This is a genomic window from Pantoea sp. JZ2, assembly GCF_035191405.1.
In the GTDB taxonomy this organism is placed as follows: Bacteria; Pseudomonadota; Gammaproteobacteria; order Enterobacterales; family Enterobacteriaceae; genus Pantoea; species Pantoea stewartii.
In genome coordinates, this window is record NZ_CP045247.1 from 4,288,770 (window position 1) to 4,307,043 (window position 18,274).

The following is an 18,274-nucleotide window of genomic DNA, read 5'->3' on the forward strand; positions in this document are numbered from 1 at the left end:
GTCTTACCACTGCGCATAACGGAAAAACCATGAAAACCTATATCAGCAAAGCGTTCTCAGCCGACCGGGCCTGGGGTGCACTCGACATCGCTAACTTTGATGGCACAACCGTACGGCTTCACTGGACGGATCAACCCTACAAGTGGCACATCAATGACGGTCAGGAAGTTTTTGCGGTGATGGATGGCTGTGTAGAGATGCACTACAAGGAAAACGGAGACATCAGGACAGTGCGCTTGCAGACAGGGGATATTTTTTATGCCAGCGTGGGCACGGAACATGTTGCCCATCCACAGGGCGAAGCGCGCGTACTGGTGATCGAGAAAGCGGGATCGGTCTGACCCCGGCCAGCCCTGAGGCACGATGGCTGGCGCACATTTTCCGCGTATACTGAGGCGCAAACACAGCCTTGACGGAGGTTTCGCCTGATGACACCGTTGCCGCCGCTTGCACATCTGGGTCCGCGCATTTGTATCATGGGCCCCTCAAACAGCGGTAAATCTACCCTGGCCGTGGCGATTGCGGAAAAGCAGTCGCTGCCCGTTATTCATCTCGATCAGCTTTATCACCAGCCCAATACCGACTGGCAGCCCAGAGAGCACGCCGTGTTTTTACAGCTTCACCGCGAGGCAATCAGTGCAGAACGCTGGGTTATCGAAGGCAATTATACGCGCTGCATGCCCGAAAGACTGGCGCGCGCAACGGGCTATATCCTGCTGGATCTCGCGATGCCTGTCAGTTTGCTGCGTTATATCCGGCGCTGCTGTGCCACCACGCCGCGTGCCGGGGCGCTGCAAGGCAGCACCGATCACATCAATCTCGCCATGCTCAGGCATATCACCTGGGTGACGCCGGGCAATCGCCGTCGCTATCACCTCCTGTATCAGGGACTTAGCCTGCCCAGGTGCCGTCTGGTAGGTGCAAAAGCGATAAACCGCGCCTGGCAGGAGTGGTGCCTGACGCCCCGTCCTGCGACAGGGATCTTACCCGGCAAAACAGGCCGGTAGCCTTTCCTGCCTGTCTTTTGTATTGTCATGATCCTTACTGGCTCACTCCGGAATCGCAGAATGCACATCACGCTCGCGCAGGATGACCACATTCCCGCCCTGCAACAGATTTATGCTCACCATGTTATGCATGGCACGGGCAGTTTTGAACTGGATCCGCCTGATGAAGCCGAACTCGCCAGCCGGTTAGAAAAAATCCGTGCCGCCGGGCTGCCCTGGTTTGTGGCCATCGAAGACGGCCAGGTTTGCGGTTACTGTTATCTGGGCTTTTATCGTCCGCGCCCGGCTTATCGTTTTACCCTGGAAGATTCCCTTTATATCCATCCGGCTTTTCAGGGGAAAGGTGTGGGTAAACGCCTGCTGGCGCACGCGATTGACTGGGCAGAAAGCCGGGGCTTTCGCCAGATGGTCGGGAATGTGGGCGACAGCGCCAACGTGGCCTCCATCGCTCTGCACCGATCGGCGGGCTTCACCGTGGCCGGTACGTTAACCTCCGTAGGCTACAAACACGGGCGCTGGCTGGACACGGTATTGATGCAGCGGACACTTGGCGCGGGCGACAGTATCCCGCCTGAAAACGGATAACGCAGGATGCGTCCCAGGCGGGCCGCTGCCCAGGGCTCAGGCGGAAGCGCCCAGCTCGTGTGAGATCGCCTGGGCGGTCGCTACCACCTTCGCCATCAGGTTTTTTGCCCCAATCTGTTGCAGCTTGGCCGTCGGCAGCGAGACCGACACCGCATAGGGAACGCGCTGCTGAATATCAAATACCGGCGCGGCGATACAGGTCACGCCCAGCTCGTTCTCTTCGCGATCCATCGCGGTGCGCTGCTGCAGAATATCTCTCAGTTCCTGCTGCATCTCAGGCAAGGTAGTGATGGTGTTTTTTGTCAGTTGCTCAATGCTGTCCTGATGGCTTTGCCAGTAGTGCAGCAGGTACTCTTCACTGCCCCAGGCCAGAAAAATTTTGCCCATCGCCGAGCAATAGAGCGGCATATGCTGCCCAATATAGGCGCGTGTGCGCATCATGCCGGTGGTGGGTTCCAGTTTATTGATCAATACAACATGATCGTCTTCACGGCTGGAAAAGTTAACCGTTTCGCCCACGTCCAGGTTGAGCTTTTCCAGATGCGGTCCGGCTACGTGGATGATATTGAGCGATGACAGCGCTTTCTGACCGACCGAAATAAATTTGGTCGTCAGGCGATAGCTGCCAGGCGACGGGGCCTGGGTGACATAGCCACTGCTGTGCAGCCCCTGTAACAGGCGGTGGACGGTACTTTTATTCATGCCGGACAGCTCAGCGAGATGGGCCAGCGGGCAACCGTTCGGGAAATTGCTCAGTAACTCAATTAACTGAAGGCCACGAAACAGACTCTGTGTTCCCAACGGCTTATCGTTTTTATTTTCCTTAGCTTTATCCACTTTACCCACCATCCGCCGATCCTCTCCGTTTCTGACTTCCTGAACGCACTATCGCATGATGTTAACTCATGGCATAACAACTGGGAATCTTTCGCTTTTTTAGTGTGGCCTGGCGATCGCATTCCGCCTGGCAGGAATTGCGCTGTTCATCACAATTTCAAAACAATATTTTAACTCCATGTTTCTACTGAGGAAATAGTCGCCTCGCTTCTTTGCTTTTCCGCATTTTCAGGGATAGTATTTTTTGGAATAGTATTTCACATGTTGAAATCAGCAAAAGCGCGTCACCACGCTTGCTGCCACTACTCACCAGGCGTCACGGGAGGCTGGAATGCAAACTAACCCGGATAAACCGGTCCTGACACTAAGCCATATCACCAAACGTTTCGGGGGAAACCCTGCCGTCAATGACGTAAGCCTGGATGTCTTTCCGGGCGAAATGGTCGCGCTGTTAGGTGAAAACGGTGCGGGTAAATCGACGCTGATCAAGGTACTGGCCGGCGTTTATACCAGCGACGAAGGCCAGATAACCTTTAATGGTAACCCCATCCCCTCAGCGGCCGCGCTAAAAACCGCCACCAGCCAGCCTGTCGCCTTTATTCATCAGGATCTGGGGCTGATCGAGTGGATGACGGTGGCGGAAAATATGGCGCTGATCATGGGCTTCAACCGTCGCCTGGGCCTGATTAACTGGCGGGCCGTGCGTGAACGGGCACGTTTAGCGCTGGAAGACGTCGGTATTCAGCTCGATCCCGATGCCCGCGTATTTGAACTGTCACGCACGGAGAAATCGCTGCTGGCCATTGCCCGCGCGGTGGCCGTCAACGCGCAAGTACTGGTACTGGACGAACCGACCGCCTCGTTACCCGCCAATGACGTACGGCATCTGTTTAGCGTGATAGAACGCCTGAAAAGTCGCAACGTCGGCATGATTTACGTGACTCACCGTCTGGATGAGGTAATTGAAATTGCCGATCGCATTTGTGTGATGCGGGACGGTAAACGCGTCGCAGAGGGCAACACGGCAGACTACAGGTTGCACGATCTGGTTGAAATGATTGTCGGCGAAGCGCTGGAAAGCAATCAGCGCCTTGTGTTGCCTGAGGGGCGCCCGCCCGTGCTGTCACTGGATCAGCTCTGCATCGATGAAGTGGGCCCGGTCTCGTTCAGTCTGCAACCCGGCGAGATGCTGGCGCTGGCCGGCCTGCGTGGTGCCGGTCAGGAAGAGATTGGCCGGATGCTGTTTGGCCTGAAACAGGCTACCCAGGGCCAGGTCATTTTTCGCGACAAGCCCTGCCATTCCCGATCACCTCGCGAGGCTATGGCGGCAGGCATCTCGTTTGTGGCAGGCGATCGCACCGGTGAAAGTCTGGTTATGTCGATGAGCGTGCGTGAAAACCTGTTTCTCAACCCCTGCGCGAGCGGGCACCGGGTGATGTCCCATTATGGTCGCCGCGCGGAGGTGGGTGCCAGCTGGTGGAAAGTGCAGCTTTTCGACGTGCGCCCTAAAAACGTGGATCTGGATATCAGCGCCCTGTCCGGTGGCAACCAGCAAAAAGTGGTGATGGCCCGCTGGATGCACCTCAATGCCCCGTTGCTGATTCTTGAAGATCCCACTGCGGGCGTCGACGTGGGCGCGCGCGAAGAAATTTATCACCTGCTCAACAAAGCGCTGGCAGACGGCGTGGCAGTGCTGGTGATCTCGAATGACCTGGAGGAAATCGCGCATATCTGTAACCGCGCGCTGGTGTTTAACCGGGGCCAGGTAGTGGGTGAACTGAAAAACGAACAGGTCACTTTTGCTAATTTACTGGAGCTGGCCTCAGCCAGCTCTGCTGCCCCCTTCGCTACCGTCTGAAAAGGCAGTCAGGAGAAACGCTATGTCTAAAACCTCGGTGAAATCTACTGCACTTGAACAACGGGTCAGCCTTGCTCAGCATGGTTTTGCGCCGTGGTCGATGCAGGTCGTCACCCGCTACGGATTACTGTTGTTATGTGTGCTGCTGGCGTTACTGTTTTCGGTACTGTCCCCGACTTTCGCATCCCTGCTCACCGTGCAGGCCATTCTGTCCAGTAAGGCCAAAATCGCCCTGCTAGCGCTGGCCGCCACCTTGCCGATGATTGTGGGCAAAATCGACCTGAACGTCGGTTTCGGGATCGTGCTGTGGCACATCCTGGCCATTACGCTTCAGGTGGAATACGGTTTTTCCTGGCAGATGGCGGTGCTGACAGTGCTGGTCTTGTCGGCGCTGTATGGCCTGCTGAACGGCATTCTGGTGGCGCTGGCGGATATCGACAGCTTCGTCGCCACGCTCGGTTCCGGCACGGTGCTGTATGCCATTGCGTTGTGGCACTCCGGCGGTCGCCAAATTGTTGGTGACTTACCGGATGCCTTTAGTGCGCTGCACAGTACCGAAGTATTTGGCATTCCGATTGGTGCCTTCTATGTGCTGGGCCTGGCGCTGGTATTGTGGCTGATCACTGAGCACACGCCACTGGGAAGGTGCATGTATGCCGTGGGCGGTAACCCCGTCGCCGCGCGCCTCAACGGTATTGCCGTGAATAAATACGTGATCGGCGCGTTTATCGCCTCCAGTGTGATCACCGGCTTCAGCGGGGTGCTGATTGCGGCGGAACAGGGCGTCGGCCAGGCCAGCGTCGGGATGGATTACCTGCTGCCTGCGCTGGTCGGGGCTTTTCTGGGCAGTACCACCATTCGTCCGGGGCGGGTAAACGTCTGGGGCACCGTGGTCGGCATCGCTATCCTGGCTATCGGTATTGCCGGTATTCAGCAGTTTGGCGGCGCGTTCTGGGTGGAACCGCTGTTTAACGGTGCCACGTTGCTGCTGTCGATTACGCTGGCCGGCTACGCTCAGCGCCGCCGTATGTTGAATCAAAAAGCCGTCGTGCGCAGTCAGAGCGCGCCGGCGACCACACCTGACTCACAGCAAAAAACCATCACACCAGGGAACTCATTATGAAAAATCCGGTATTTGGTCTTTCTCTCATCGCCATGCTGGTCGCCACCTTACCAGCCCATGCAGACAGCTATCTCGATCAGGCGACAGCGGCCGTGGCCAAAGCGACGGCCAGCGCCACGACCTGGGACGGTCCGACGACCGGGCCAAAGCTGCAGCCTAAAAAGAAACTGATCTTTATCGCCTCGGATATGAAAAATGGCGGTGTGCAGGGCGTTCAGCAAGGCCTGAGCGAAGCGGCGAAAGTGGCTGGCTGGACGCTGGATACGCTGGACGGCGCAGGCTCTGTCAAAGATCAACTGGCGGCGCTGAATCAGGCGATTGCCCAGCGCCCTGACGGTATCGTTATCGGCGGCTGGAACCCGAACGTCGCCAAAATGCCGCTGAAAAAAGCCCTGCAGCAAAAAATCGTGCTGATGGCCTGGCACGCAGAGCCTCAACCGGGCCCGATTAAGCAGTACGGGATCACCGATAACATTACGTCCGATTCTAATGAGGTTGCCCGTCTGGCGGCGCAGTACGCCATTGTGAAGTCAGGCGGCAAAGCGCAGGTGATTATCTTCACCGACTCGCTGTACAAAATCGCGCTGGATAAAGCCAATGCGATGAAGCAGGAAATTGAGAAGTGCAGCGAGTGTAAAGTCATCGACTTTATTGACACGCCGCTGGCCGATACCTCTAACCGTATGCCGTCGCTGACCTTTAGCCTGTTACAGAAGTACGGTGACCGCTGGCAGTACTCGCTGGCGATTAATGACCTTTATTTTGACTTTATGGCACCCGCGCTGAAAACCGCAGGGAAAGGCGGCAAAAACGCACCGTATAACATCTCGGCAGGCGACGGCTCGGTGTCGGCCTTCCAGCGCATTCGCAATGGTGAAAGCCAGGTCGCGACCGTCGCTGAACCGCTGAAACTGCATGGCTGGCAACTGCTGGATGAGTTCAACCGCGCCTTCGCCGGACAGCCCCCGTCAGGCTATGTCACGCCTGCGCACCTGATTACACCGGAAAATATCAGCCGGGATGGCGGACCGCAGAACCACTACGATCCGGAAAACGGCTATCAGGACCATTACAAAGCTATCTGGGGCGTGAAGTAACGGAGGCCAGCATCATGCAGGTAGAAAAACTGTGCTCCCCTGCCACCTGGGCCGAAGGCCCAGTCTGGTTACCGGCGCTGGATGGGGTGGTATTTAGCGATGTCAAAGGCAACCGTATGTACTGCTGGCAGCGCAATGGCGAGCTGAGTATCTGGCGTCATCATTCTCACTATGCCAATGGCAATGCCCGCGATCATCAGGGACGCGTGGTCAGTTGCGAACACGGTCGCCGGGCTATCAGCCGGACAGAAACAGACGGTACGGTGAACGTGCTGGTGGATAAAGTCGAGGGCAAGCGGTTTAACTCGCCTAACGATCTGGCGATCCGCTCCGACGGCACCATCTGGTTTACCGATCCGCCTTACGGGATCGTCAGCGATCATGAGGGTTACCTGGCTCCCAGCCAGGTGATCGGCTGCTATCTCTACTGTTTTGATCCGGAAAGCGGGCAGCTCAGTATTGCCGCCAGCGATCTGCAGCGGCCAAACGGGCTAGCGTTCTCGCCTGATGAAAGCGTGCTGTACGTGGCGGACATGTCGGTGGTGGATTTCCCGACACTCGGCCGCCATGAGCTGCGCACCTATAAAGTGGACGGTCGCACGTTGTCTGCAGGGCAATTTTTTGCCAATGTCTCACCCGGTTTCCCGGACGGATTTTGTGTGGATGCCAACGGCGATATTTACTGTAGCTGCGCTGACGGCGTGATTATTTTCGACAGCAGCGGAAACCGTAAGGGCAAAATTCCGATTCCTGAAACGGTATCCAACTGCACCTTTGGCGGACCGAATAATGATGAACTTTATATCACAGCCAACACTTCACTCTACCGGGTAACGCTACGCTAACGCCCCTGCACAGGCAGGGCGAAAAGCAGAGCAAATCAGGTCAGCTGTCTCTCAGCTGACCGGCCTGACTGTAGCCGGAATCGGGCAAAAAAGCCCAAGATCACAGAAGTCAGAATTAATTATATCCTTTTGATTTAAATGAAATAATTTTTGAGTCATTTCTTTGACTCGCTGCATTTTTCCCCATAGCATTTAGTTGAAATTACATTCCACATTATGAAATAAGGCGCGGGGAGTATCAGTCAGATGAGAATCAGCTATCAGCAGTTGTATCAGGAGTTTATTCGCGTACTCCTCAGCCGCAACGTGCCGCAGGCCAAAGCCGAGGCCTGCGCGCACATGTTTACTGAAACCAGTCTTAACGGCGTCTATTCCCATGGCGTTAACCGCTTCCCGCGTTTTATTCAGCAACTGGATGCCGGCCACATTATTCCCGATGCGGATGCGCAAAAAGTCCTGTCGCTGGGTGCGATTGAGCAGTGGGATGCGCAACGCGCCATTGGCAATATCACCGCCCATAGCATGATGGAGCGCGCGATGGCGCTGGCCACGGAACACGGCATTGGGCTGGTGGCCTTACGCAATGCCAATCACTGGATGCGCGGGGGTAGCTATGGCTGGCAGGCGGCGGAAAAGGGCTTTGTCGGCATCTGCTGGACCAACTCCATTGCCGTAATGCCGCCCTGGGGCGCAAAAAGCTGCGCGATCGGCACCAATCCGCTGATTATCGCGGTACCGGGCGAGCCGGTTACGATGGTGGATATGTCCATGTCGATGTTCTCCTACGGCATGCTGGAAGTGAATCGCCTGGCGGGGAAAAGCCTGCCGGTCGATGGCGGCTTTGATGATGAGGGCAACTACACCCGCGATCCGGCCACGCTGGAAAAAAACCGCCGCATTTTACCAATGGGTTACTGGAAAGGCTCAGCGCTGTCTGTGGTGCTGGATATGCTGGCCACCCTGCTCTCTAACGGCGCCTCCGTGACTGAAGTCACTCACGACAACGGCGATGAATTTGGCATTTCTCAGGTGTTTATCGCCATCGACGTCGATCGGCTCATTCCGGGCGAAACCCGCCAGCAAAAACTCGATCGTATTCGCGCATCCATCACCGGTGCGGAACCGGCTGACAGCATACAGGCGATTCGCCTGCCGGGTGACAAATTTCCGCCACTGCGTGAAGAAAACGAACGCCTGGGTATTCCGGTTGATGAGCGCGTCTGGGCGCGCATTCAGGCGCTACAGGAGAAGGCATCATGATTACCGGACACCTTGCCAATACCGATCCCCGTCACTATCCCGCCGCGATTGCTCATGCCCTGGCCTACCTCGCCGGTCATGATCTGGCAAACATGGCCGCCGGCCGTTATCAGGACGAAGAAACCGGCTGGGTCGTACAGGTGTTAGATCTGCACACGGTTCCCGCCGCAGAGAATTACCCGGAGGCGCACCGCTATCACATCGACGTGCAGTATCTGGTGGCAGGCGAAGAAGTGATCGGCGTCGCCACACAACCGCTGGATCTGGCGGTGCATCAGCCTTATGACAGCGAACGCGACATCGTTTTTTATCAACATGCCCCCGATGAAACCCTGGTACGGATGCAGCCCGGCACGTTCGCCGTATTTTTTCCTCAGGATATTCATCGTCCTAACTGCGCGGTCAGTCAGCCCGGTCCGATCCGCAAAGTCGTGGTGAAGATCCCCACGCGCGATCTGGTGTAAGGCAGGGAGGCACGATGAGCATCACCACAAGCGCTGTCAATCATGAAAAGGTCCCTGCACTGCGCTGGCTGCGGATCATTCCGCCGATTCTGATTACCTGCATCATTTCGTATATGGATCGGGTCAACATCGCCTTTGCGATGCCGGGCGGCATGGATGCTGAACTGGGCATCAGCGCCTCGATGGCCGGGCTGGCAGGCGGCATTTTCTTCATTGGCTACCTGTTCCTGCAGGTGCCCGGCGGCAGGCTGGCCGTTTACGGCAACGGTAAACGCTTTATTGGCTGGTCGCTGCTGGCCTGGGCGGTGATTTCCATACTGACCGGCATGGCCACCAGCCAGTATCAGCTGCTGGCGCTGCGCTTTGCGCTGGGGATCGCCGAAGGCGGCATGTTACCGGTGGTGCTGACGATGATCGGCAACTGGTTCCCGGATGCGGAGCGCGGTCGTGCAAATGCCATCGTGATCATGTTTGTGCCGATCGCCGGGATCATCACGGCTCCGCTCTCAGGCTGGATCATTACCGGCTGGGACTGGCGCATGCTGTTCTACGTGGAAGGCGCGTTATCTCTGGTCGTGATGGCCCTGTGGCATTTCACGATCAGTAACCGCCCGCAGGAAGCGAGATGGATTTCGCCAGCCGAAAAACACTATCTCATCACCACGCTGCATAACGAACAGCTGATGATCAAAGGGCAGAACGTGCGCAACGCCTCGCTGATGCGCGTGATGCGCGAACCGGTTATGTGGCGGCTGATTCTGGTCAATTTCTTCTATCAGACCGGCATTTACGGCTACACGCTCTGGCTGCCCACCATCCTGAAAGGACTGACGCACGGTAATGTGGAGCAGGTGGGCTTTCTGGCCATTCTGCCCTACGTCGGGGCGATCGTCGGCATGTTTTTGTTTTCTGTTCTGTCGGACGCGACCGGACGGCGCAAGCTGTTCGTGGCGCTGCCGCTGGCCGGCTTTGCGCTGTGCATGGCGCTGTCGGTGTTACTGAAAGCGCATATCTGGTGGTCCTACGCGGCGCTGGTGGGCTGTGGCGTCTTTATCCAGTCTGCGGCGGGCGTGTTCTGGAGTATTCCGCCGCGCCTGTTTAATGCCGAGGTGGCTGGCGGCGCGCGCGGCCTGATCAACGCGCTGGGCAACCTGGGCGGCTTCTGCGGTCCCTACATGGTGGGCATTCTGATGGCGTTTTACAGCCGGGATGCCGGGGTTTACAGCCTTGCCATTTCACTGGCGATTGCCGCCCTGCTGGCGATGACGTTGCCCGCACGCTGCGATTCCCCTCAACAGGAGGCATTATGAAACGCTGGCTGGGACTGGACTGTGGCGGCACCTTTATTAAAGCCGGGCTGTACGATATACAGGGCCGCGAGCTGGCCGTCGCCCGGCAAAACCTGCCGGTTGTTGTACCGGAACCGGGTTATGCCGAACGCGATATGACGCTGCTGTGGCACCAGGCGGCAGCCGTCATCCGTGAGGTGCTGACCACCAGCGGCGAGGATGCGGCGTCGGTCGCCGGTATGGGCATTTCCGCACAGGGTAAGGGGCTGTTTCTGCTGGACAAACAGCACCGCCCGCTGGGCAACGGCATCCTCTCCTCCGACCGCCGCGCCCTGAGCCTTGTGCAACAGTGGCAACGGGAAGGCTTGCCGCAGAAACTCTATCCGCTGACCCGACAAACGCTGTGGACCGGCCACCCGGTGTCGCTGCTGCGCTGGATCAAGCAGCATCAGCCACAGCGCTATGCGGCGATTGGCAGCGTCATGATGGCCCATGACTATCTGCGTTTCTGTCTGACCGGCGAGCGGGCATGCGAAGAAACCAATATCTCTGAGTCCAATCTGTATGACATGCAGGCAGCCGACTGGTCGCCTGCACTGGCAGAGATGTCAGGTATCCCGGAGATAATATCGGCACTGCCGCCGATTATCGGCCCGACGCAGATTGCGGGCTATGTTACCGCCGGGGCCGCTGCCGAATGCGGTCTGCTGCCCGGTACGCCCGTCGTGGGCGGCCTGTTCGATGTGATGTCAACAGCGCTGTGCGCGGGCCTGAATGATGCGACGCGCCTGAACGCGGTGATGGGAACCTGGTCAGTGACCAGCGGCATTACCGACTGCATCAGCGATGAAGCAGACTATCCCTACGTTTATGGTCGTTATGCCATTGAGGGTCAGTACCTTATCCATGAGGCCAGCCCGACGTCGGCGGCCAATCTGGAATGGTTTTGTGACCAGTGGGGCATTAAGGACTACAGCCAGCTTAATGCGTGGGTAGCAGCGCTGGCCCCCGCCAGCAGCAGTGTGCTGTTTCTGCCTTTCCTGTATGGCACCAATGCCGGCGCCGATCTGCACGGCAGCTTTTTTGGCCTGCAGGCAGGTCACACGCGCGCCCATCTGGTTCAGGCCATCTACGAAGGCGTGGTGTTCTCACATCTGACGCACCTCAACCGTATTCTGCAACGTTTTCCTCAGGTTACCGCCCTGCGTCTGAGCGGTGGGCCTACGCGCTCTGCGCCCTGGATGCAGATGTTTGCCGATGCCAGCGGCCTGACGGTTGAAGTTCCGCAGATCAGTGAGAGCGGCTGTCTGGGCGCGGCGCTGGTGGCATTAACCGGTACCGGGGCTTATGCCTCACTCCAGGCGGCCCAGCAGGCCCTGGCCCCTGACATCGTGTGCTGGCAACCGGACAGCACGTGCTATGACCGCTACCAGCAAAAGTATCAGCGTTATCAACATCTGATTCGCGTCCTGCGCGACGCCCAGGGAGACCTGCCATGAGCCTGCCCTTACTCCAGCTGGCGCTGGATCACACCACGCTGGATGCCGCACTCAGTACCGCCCGGCAACTGCATCCGCATGTCGACATTATCGAAGCCGGTACGCTTTTGTGCCTGAGCTGCGGTGTTGAAGCCGTACGTCATCTGCGCCAGCAGCACCCGGAAAAAACGCTGGTCGCGGATTACAAAGTGGCGGATGCCGGCGGCACCCTGGCGGAGATGGCTTTTGCGGCAGGGGCTAACTGGATGACGGTGATCTGTGCCGCGCCGCTGGCAACCTTTGCCAGCGCGCTGGCGGTTGCGCAGCAGTACCAGGGGGATATTCAGATCGAACTGTTTGGCAACTGGACGCTGGATGATGCCCGGCAGTGGCGAAAGCTGGGTCTGACCCAAGCTATTTATCACCGTGGACGGGACGCACAGGCCAGCGGGCAACAGTGGAATCAGCACGATCTGGATACCATGAAAGCCTTATCAGACCTGGGTTTTGCCCTGTCCGTCACGGGCGGTATCACCCCGGATGACCTTTCTCAGTTTCGCGATATCGATGTGAAGGCGTTTATTGCCGGCCGCGCCCTGAGCGATGGCGAGAACGGCATTGCATGCGCCACCGCATTTCACCAGGCCATTGGCCGCCATTGGGGGACAGTATGAAACGCCTGCACCCGTTAGGGATTTACGAAAAAGCCCTGCCTGCGAATCTCACCTGGCCAGAACGTCTCGCGCTGGCCAAAGCCTGCGGGTTTGATTTTGTGGAAATGTCGGTCGATGAAACCGATGAACGGCTGGACCGGCTGAACTGGAGCAAAGAGCAGCGCCTGTCGCTGGTCAACGCGACCATCGAAACCGGCGTCACCATTCCTTCCCTGTGCCTGTCCGGCCATCGCCGCTTTCCCTTTGGCAGCCACGATCCGGCGATCCGCCAGCGCGCAGACGATCTGATCGATCAGGCCATCCAGCTGGCGAAAGATGTGGGGATCCGCACGATTCAACTGGCGGGCTATGACGTCTACTACGAACCGCATGATGCAGGCACAGTCGCGCGGTTTGCCGAGGGCTTGTCACGCGCAGTGCAGCGCGCAGCAGCGGCGCAGGTGATGCTGGCGGTGGAGATCATGGATACCGAATTCATGAACGCCATCAGCAAGTGGAAAGCCTGGGAACAGCAGCAGGCTTCTCCGTGGTTTTCCGTTTATCCGGATGTGGGCAATCTCAGCGCCTGGGGCAATGACGTGACTGCCGAACTGACGCTGGGCATTGATCGCATCGCCGCCATTCATTTGAAAGATACCCAACCGGTCACCGCCCATTCGCCGGGGCAGTTCCGCGATGTGCCCTTTGGTGAAGGCTGCGTGGATTTCGTTGGCGTGTTTCGCACGCTCAAAGCGCTGAATTATCGCGGATCGTTTCTGATTGAGATGTGGACCGAGAAAGCCGAGGAGCCGGTTGCCGAGATCGTACAGGCACGGCGCTGGATTGAACAGAAAATGCAGGAAGGAGGCTTACTATGAGCATTGCCATGATGAAAGAGCAGGTGCTGGCGGCAAACCTGGCGCTGCCGCGCCACCATCTGGTGACGTTTACCTGGGGCAACGTCAGCGCCGTCGATCGTGCGCAAGGGCTGATGGCGATTAAGCCCTCCGGCGTGGAATACGACGGCATGACGGTAGACGATATTGTGGTACTGGAACTGGCAAGCGGCCGCGTGGTGGAGGGCACGAAAAAGCCTTCATCGGACACGGCCACCCATCTGGCGCTCTATCGGGCCTTTGAGGACATCGGCGGCATTGTGCACACGCATTCGCGTCATGCCACCATCTGGGCGCAGGCGGGCCAGGACCTGCCAGCCTGGGGCACCACGCACGCTGACTACTTCTATGGTGCCATTCCCTGCACCCGACTGATGACGGAGGCCGAAATTACTCACGATTACGAGCACAATACCGGCGAAGTGATTATCGAAACCTTCCGCTCACGCGGCATCAGCCCGACGGCCATTCCCGCCGTGCTGGTTAATGCTCACGGGCCGTTTGCCTGGGGGAAAGACGCAGATAATGCCGTGCATAACGCAGTCGTGCTGGAGGAAATCGCCTATATGGGGATTTTTTCCCGCCAGCTGACGCCTGATATCATCCGAATGCAGCAGCCGTTACTGGATAAACACTTTCTCAGAAAGCATGGAGCAAACGCCTATTACGGCCAGTAATTCTCTTCTTTTTACTCAGCGGGAGCGGTGAAAAATGAAAACAGGGTTTTATCTGACGTCCCCGGCCGATCGGCATTACGGTGCGGCGCTGTGGGCAGGGTTTTGGGGCGGTAACGTCGCCAGTTTTGTCAAATGGGGCACGGAGAATCCGTTTCCGCCCAGAACGCCGGACAGGGCAATTCCCCCCGCCGAGATGCTCCAGGATATGGGAATCAACGTCAGCAACCTGGTCTATCACTATTCCGGTCATGTGGTGAACTGGGGCGTGGCCGGTGTTCATCATATGTTCTCGATTTTCTTTGCCCTGCTCTACTGCGCCCTGGCCGAGATTATCCCGATCATTACGCTGGGTCAGGGCGTGGCGTTCGCCCTGATCATTACCGTGGCATTTCACGCCGTGATCCTGCCCATAAACGGCTGGGCACCGCCCTTATGGCACCTGCCGCTGGCGGAAATTGCCTCGGAAACGCTGGGACATATTCTGTGGATGTGGACGATAGAAATCTTTCGGCGCGCCCTGGGTGGACACGTATCGCCGCGCCGTGCTGCATGAGTCTGTTGCGCATGTAAGTTATCAATTTTGGTTAAGAACCCTCTGAAATCCTGATGGCGCACTTTTCTCCTTGTGCGCCCAACAGCCTCGATCGCCGCGCTTTATTCAGCAAAAATACGCTATCGTTTGGAAATGTATTTTTCTGCCCGATAAACGGCGGTTGACCATTGTTAAGTCATTTTTACAATACGGCCTACGCTTAACCGTATCGGCTCGCCCGCGCGACTGCCGCTAATGAGTCAACCGACAGGCTGTAACATTCATGAAAATCGTCTCAATCCAGTATCTGCGCGGCCTTGCTGCGTTACTTGTGGTACTGGCGCACAACTCATCGCTGTTAGAGGGTCACTGGACCCGACACATTCCAGGCGCGCTGGGCGTGGACGTGTTCTTTATTATCAGCGGCTTCATCATGACCTTCATTACCCATCAGTTTAACGAAGCCCCGACCTCATTCATGGTGAAACGCTTTTTCCGCATCTGGCCGGTCTTCTTTGTCGTCTGGCTGTTGTCTTTCGCAGTGGTGTATCACGATCGCTCTCTTCATGATATGTCCTGTGCGCTCTATTTCTGTCTGCAGGATTACAGCAGCGCCGGACCGACGTTTGGATTCAGCGCGTTAGGGCCGCCCTGGACGCTGTCTTACGAGATCCTGTTTTACGCCGTTTTCACCGTAGCGATGTGCATCAACTACCGCTATCGCAGCTACCTTTGTGCACTGATTTTCATCGTCTCCAGTGTGGGATTTCAGCTTTACTACAACGGCAGTTTTGACTTTTCCTCACAGGTTTCGCCGCATCTGACGGTGACGCACTGGTGGCAGGCGTGGATTAAGTTAATCAGTAACACTATCTGTATGGAGTTCATCCTGGGGATGCTGCTGGCAGAATTGCTGGTGAAGCGTAAGCTACCGGAACTGGATAACAGAATGCGCCGACTGCTTCAGGCAGGGCTGGTGCTGGCGGTCATTACCGCCCTGATTACAGGACCTCAGCCCTTTGGCCTGCACGGCGGTTTCTGGCTGGCCGCCGCCATCATGATCATGACGGTGATGCTGAGCTACCGTGCCGACACCGGTCACAACCGTACGCTGATTTTCCTGGGGGATATCTCATATTCGCTGTATCTCATCCACTATCCGCTCATGGTACTGCTGATGAACAGCCTGGCAGATAAAGCCTGGACAGATAACCTTATGATTTTCGTACTGTCGGTCAGCGCCAGCGTGGCGCTGGCGTCGGTAATGTTTTTCTACATTGAAAAGCCCGCCATCAAAGCAGGTAAGCGCGTCGCCCGCTGGTTGTCTGCCCCGCTGACGCTGCATCGCAGTTCGTAATCCGGTAAACACAGTGGCCTGAACCGGTCACTGTGTTTGTTGTACTCAACACGCTGCCAGGATAACGGGCGTGAGGCTTGCCCGGCGCAACACCGGGCAAAAATACCGACTCAGAACAGCACGGAGTAGTTCAGACCAAACGTCCGTCCCCGACCTTTGTACTGATACAGCGACGGTGAACCATAGGTCGGGCTGTAGTACAGCGGCGCGCGCTGGCCCCATACCGTGGTGTAATCACGATCCAGCAGGTTTTCCACGCTGAAGCTCAGCTTGCCGACAGGCAGTTCATAGCTGCCAATGAAATCAACAGTGGTGTAGCCGTTGATGTTGTAGCCCGCGTCGTCGCTGAGATTAAACGAGGTAGTGCTCTGCACCTTCAGGCTCCACGGATCCGGCGACCAGCCAACATAGGCGGTCGCTTTCGACGGGCTGGCCACTTTCACGTCATATTTTCGCCAGCTGCCATCCACTTTGGACTCGGTTTTGAGCACGTTGAAGTTCGCTCCGGTGCTCCAGTCGGTGTCCGGGATAAAGTAATCCACGGCCCCTTCCACCCCGTAAATGCGGCGCTTATCGTCAACCACGCTGATCGTCAGGTCCTGATTCTGCTGCACATTCTTGTCTGACAGCGAGTAATAGGCGCTGAGTTGCGTACGCAGATTATCGCCGGTATAGCGCCAGCCCAGTTCCCATGAATCGACTTTGATGCCCTGCAACTTGCTGGCATCCACATTAACGCTGTTGGTCAGCGGGAGATTGCCGTTAACCGCCCGGCCATAGGTGCCGCGCCCGTAATATTTGCCTGGATCGGGCAGCTCAACGCCCTGCGAGAAGTTAAACCAGGCCTGCTGCCGCGCCGTGATATGCATCAGGATACCGGCGTTATACAGGAAGTTATCGTAATCGGTAGACCCGCCTGGAATCGCATCGGCCGAGCGCGCGGTACCGTTGGCAATCGCCTGCTGCTGAGCGTAACCGACGAAATCATCCACCTTGTTTTCGGTGTACTGATAGCGCACACCGCCACTCAGCGTAAACGTCTCATTGATGTCGTAGCTGGACTGCAGGAAGGTCGCCAGATTAGTAATGTCATAACCCGGATAACGGCCCGTGGTGTAGATGCTCTGGTTGTTCAGCCCGCCCGAGGCGGCCGACTGGCCCAGATCAAAGAACATCTGGTTGGAACTGAAACGCTCATGATCGGCGTCTACGCCGTAGGTCAGCTGCAGCCCATCGACCGGCTTACTGGTGATCGCCAGCTTACCGCCGTACTGATCGGTGTTCTGCTCTGAGGAGGACAAACTGGTGACGCGTCCGCCGGACACCGTGGGGAACGGATAAAACGCCAGTGACTCGTCCCGGTAGTAAACCTGCCCCACCAGCTCCTGACCAAGAAAATCAGTATTGGAGTACTGCAGGCTGACCAGATGGCGTTCGGTGCCGGGAAGGCGGTCGGAGTTCAGCCCTTTGCGGGTGTACGCGGTGCCTCCGCCCGTTACTGCGGAGAAGTTACGCCCAAGATAGAGGCCATAATCGTCATCGCCCTGACTTTTGTAGTACTGCGTGACCAGCTGCAGTTGCTGGTGGTCATCAATCTCCAGCGTGCCGGTGCCCATAATATCCAGACGATCGGAATACTGCAGGCCCGTCTGGGTATTGTCCATCAGCAGTGAATCGCCCTTGCCATCATACCAGCCGCCAAACTTTTGGTAGGCAACGGACAGGCGTCCGGAGGCACGATCGGTGCCGCCGGAGAGGGCAGCCGCCACGCGTTCATCATGGTCTTTGCTACTGTTGAATCCGGTTTTGGTGCCGGTTTCAAACTCAAACTGGGTCCCTGGCTGGCCTTTTTTGGTCACGATATTGATCAGGCCACCGGTACTGCCGCCGCCGTATAGCGAGGTGGAACCGGAGATCACTTCAATATGATCGATATTAAACGGATCGATGGAATCCAGCTGACGGCTGTCGGTACGCGAGGAGTTAAGGCGTACGCCATCTACCAGCACCACAATAGCGCGACCACGCATGTTCATACCGTAGTTGGTGCGGCCCTGGCTACTGACGTCCAGGCCCGGTACCAGCTGTGCCAGCGCATCTTTAAACTCTTTTCCGCCCTGGACCTGTTGCTCCAGTTCGGCCCCTTCAATCACCCAGGTGGTCTGTGCCATTTCCGCCACGGTGCGGTGCGTACGGCTGGCGGAGACAACCATTTCATTCTCACTGGTTTGCTGTGCCACCGCCGGTGCCATCATGGCTAATAACAGCGGATTAAGCAGCCAGATATTTTTGTTTTTAGTCTTCATCGTCGTTCCT

Annotated in this window: 18 protein-coding genes; 16 read left to right on the top strand and 2 right to left on the bottom strand. The window is 57.2% G+C overall.

Going from position 1 to position 18,274, the window contains the following annotated elements:
• Positions 1-29: 29 nt before the first annotated feature.
• The 3 genes from GC087_RS20695 (at position 30) to GC087_RS20705 (ending at position 1,592) form a co-directional block, all read left to right on the top strand.
• The gene (locus GC087_RS20695; protein WP_006121617.1) at positions 30-341 is read left to right on the top strand and encodes a cupin domain-containing protein; all 312 of its coding nucleotides are present in this window, start codon (positions 30-32) and stop codon (positions 339-341) included.
• Between the two features lie 87 nt (positions 342-428).
• Entirely contained in the window at positions 429-1,007 is a 579-nt protein-coding gene (locus tag GC087_RS20700; protein ID WP_324029214.1) for a P-loop NTPase family protein, read from the top strand.
• A gap of 60 nt (positions 1,008-1,067) precedes the next feature.
• Positions 1,068-1,592 (top strand): GNAT family N-acetyltransferase, encoded by a 525-nt coding sequence (locus tag GC087_RS20705; protein WP_033739108.1) that lies wholly within the window; start codon positions 1,068-1,070, stop codon positions 1,590-1,592.
• Positions 1,593-1,628: 36 nt separating this feature from the next.
• Here the strand turns inward: GC087_RS20705 and GC087_RS20710 are convergent, their stop codons facing one another.
• Positions 1,629-2,441, bottom strand: a complete 813-nt coding sequence (locus GC087_RS20710) for an IclR family transcriptional regulator (protein ID WP_006121620.1) — start codon at positions 2,439-2,441, stop codon at positions 1,629-1,631.
• A 319-nt stretch (positions 2,442-2,760) separates the two neighbouring features.
• On the opposite strand from GC087_RS20710, the gene GC087_RS20715 reads away from it, so the two are divergent.
• From GC087_RS20715 to GC087_RS20775, 13 genes are all read left to right on the top strand, one after another.
• Entirely contained in the window at positions 2,761-4,287 is a 1,527-nt protein-coding gene (locus GC087_RS20715; RefSeq protein WP_058707851.1) for a sugar ABC transporter ATP-binding protein, read from the top strand.
• A 22-nt stretch (positions 4,288-4,309) separates the two neighbouring features.
• Positions 4,310-5,410, top strand: a complete 1,101-nt coding sequence (locus GC087_RS20720) for an ABC transporter permease (protein ID WP_033739104.1) — start codon at positions 4,310-4,312, stop codon at positions 5,408-5,410.
• On the top strand, positions 5,407-6,507 hold the full coding sequence (locus tag GC087_RS20725) for an ABC transporter substrate-binding protein (RefSeq protein WP_039339010.1): 1,101 nt from the start codon (positions 5,407-5,409) through the stop codon (positions 6,505-6,507). Before GC087_RS20720 ends, GC087_RS20725 begins: the two co-directional genes overlap by 4 nt.
• A gap of 14 nt (positions 6,508-6,521) precedes the next feature.
• Positions 6,522-7,352 (top strand): SMP-30/gluconolactonase/LRE family protein, encoded by an 831-nt coding sequence (locus tag GC087_RS20730; RefSeq protein ID WP_058707850.1) that lies wholly within the window; start codon positions 6,522-6,524, stop codon positions 7,350-7,352.
• Between the two features lie 246 nt (positions 7,353-7,598).
• Entirely contained in the window at positions 7,599-8,612 is a 1,014-nt protein-coding gene (gene yiaK / locus GC087_RS20735) for a 3-dehydro-L-gulonate 2-dehydrogenase (RefSeq protein ID WP_324029216.1), read from the top strand.
• Positions 8,609-9,076, top strand: coding sequence for a NanQ anomerase/TabA/YiaL family protein (locus GC087_RS20740; protein WP_324029218.1), 468 nt, complete (start codon positions 8,609-8,611; stop codon positions 9,074-9,076). Before yiaK ends, GC087_RS20740 begins: the two co-directional genes overlap by 4 nt.
• A 14-nt stretch (positions 9,077-9,090) precedes the next feature.
• Positions 9,091-10,386, top strand: coding sequence for an MFS transporter (locus tag GC087_RS20745; RefSeq protein WP_058707848.1), 1,296 nt, complete (start codon positions 9,091-9,093; stop codon positions 10,384-10,386).
• Positions 10,383-11,864, top strand: a complete 1,482-nt coding sequence (locus GC087_RS20750) for an FGGY-family carbohydrate kinase (RefSeq protein WP_039339013.1) — start codon at positions 10,383-10,385, stop codon at positions 11,862-11,864. Before GC087_RS20745 ends, GC087_RS20750 begins: the two co-directional genes overlap by 4 nt.
• Positions 11,861-12,517 (top strand): 3-keto-L-gulonate-6-phosphate decarboxylase UlaD, encoded by a 657-nt coding sequence (ulaD, locus tag GC087_RS20755; RefSeq protein ID WP_039339014.1) that lies wholly within the window; start codon positions 11,861-11,863, stop codon positions 12,515-12,517. Before GC087_RS20750 ends, ulaD begins: the two co-directional genes overlap by 4 nt.
• Entirely contained in the window at positions 12,514-13,374 is an 861-nt protein-coding gene (locus tag GC087_RS20760; protein ID WP_006121631.1) for an L-ribulose-5-phosphate 3-epimerase, read from the top strand. Before ulaD ends, GC087_RS20760 begins: the two co-directional genes overlap by 4 nt.
• Positions 13,371-14,069, top strand: coding sequence for an L-ribulose-5-phosphate 4-epimerase (araD, locus tag GC087_RS20765; RefSeq protein ID WP_324029220.1), 699 nt, complete (start codon positions 13,371-13,373; stop codon positions 14,067-14,069). Before GC087_RS20760 ends, araD begins: the two co-directional genes overlap by 4 nt.
• Positions 14,070-14,103: 34 nt before the next feature.
• Complete coding sequence (locus GC087_RS20770) at positions 14,104-14,622, top strand: YagU family protein (protein ID WP_058707847.1); 519 nt, start codon at positions 14,104-14,106, stop codon at positions 14,620-14,622.
• A gap of 262 nt (positions 14,623-14,884) precedes the next feature.
• Positions 14,885-15,958 carry an acyltransferase family protein gene (locus GC087_RS20775; protein ID WP_033739089.1) on the top strand — a complete coding sequence of 358 codons (1,074 nt, stop codon included), beginning with the start codon at positions 14,885-14,887 and terminating at the stop codon, positions 15,956-15,958.
• 110 nt (positions 15,959-16,068) lie between these two features.
• Here GC087_RS20775 and iutA read toward each other — a convergent pair whose 3' ends face one another.
• Positions 16,069-18,264, bottom strand: a complete 2,196-nt coding sequence (gene iutA / locus GC087_RS20780; protein WP_039339017.1) for a ferric aerobactin receptor IutA — start codon at positions 18,262-18,264, stop codon at positions 16,069-16,071.
• Positions 18,265-18,274: the final 10 nt, after the last annotated feature.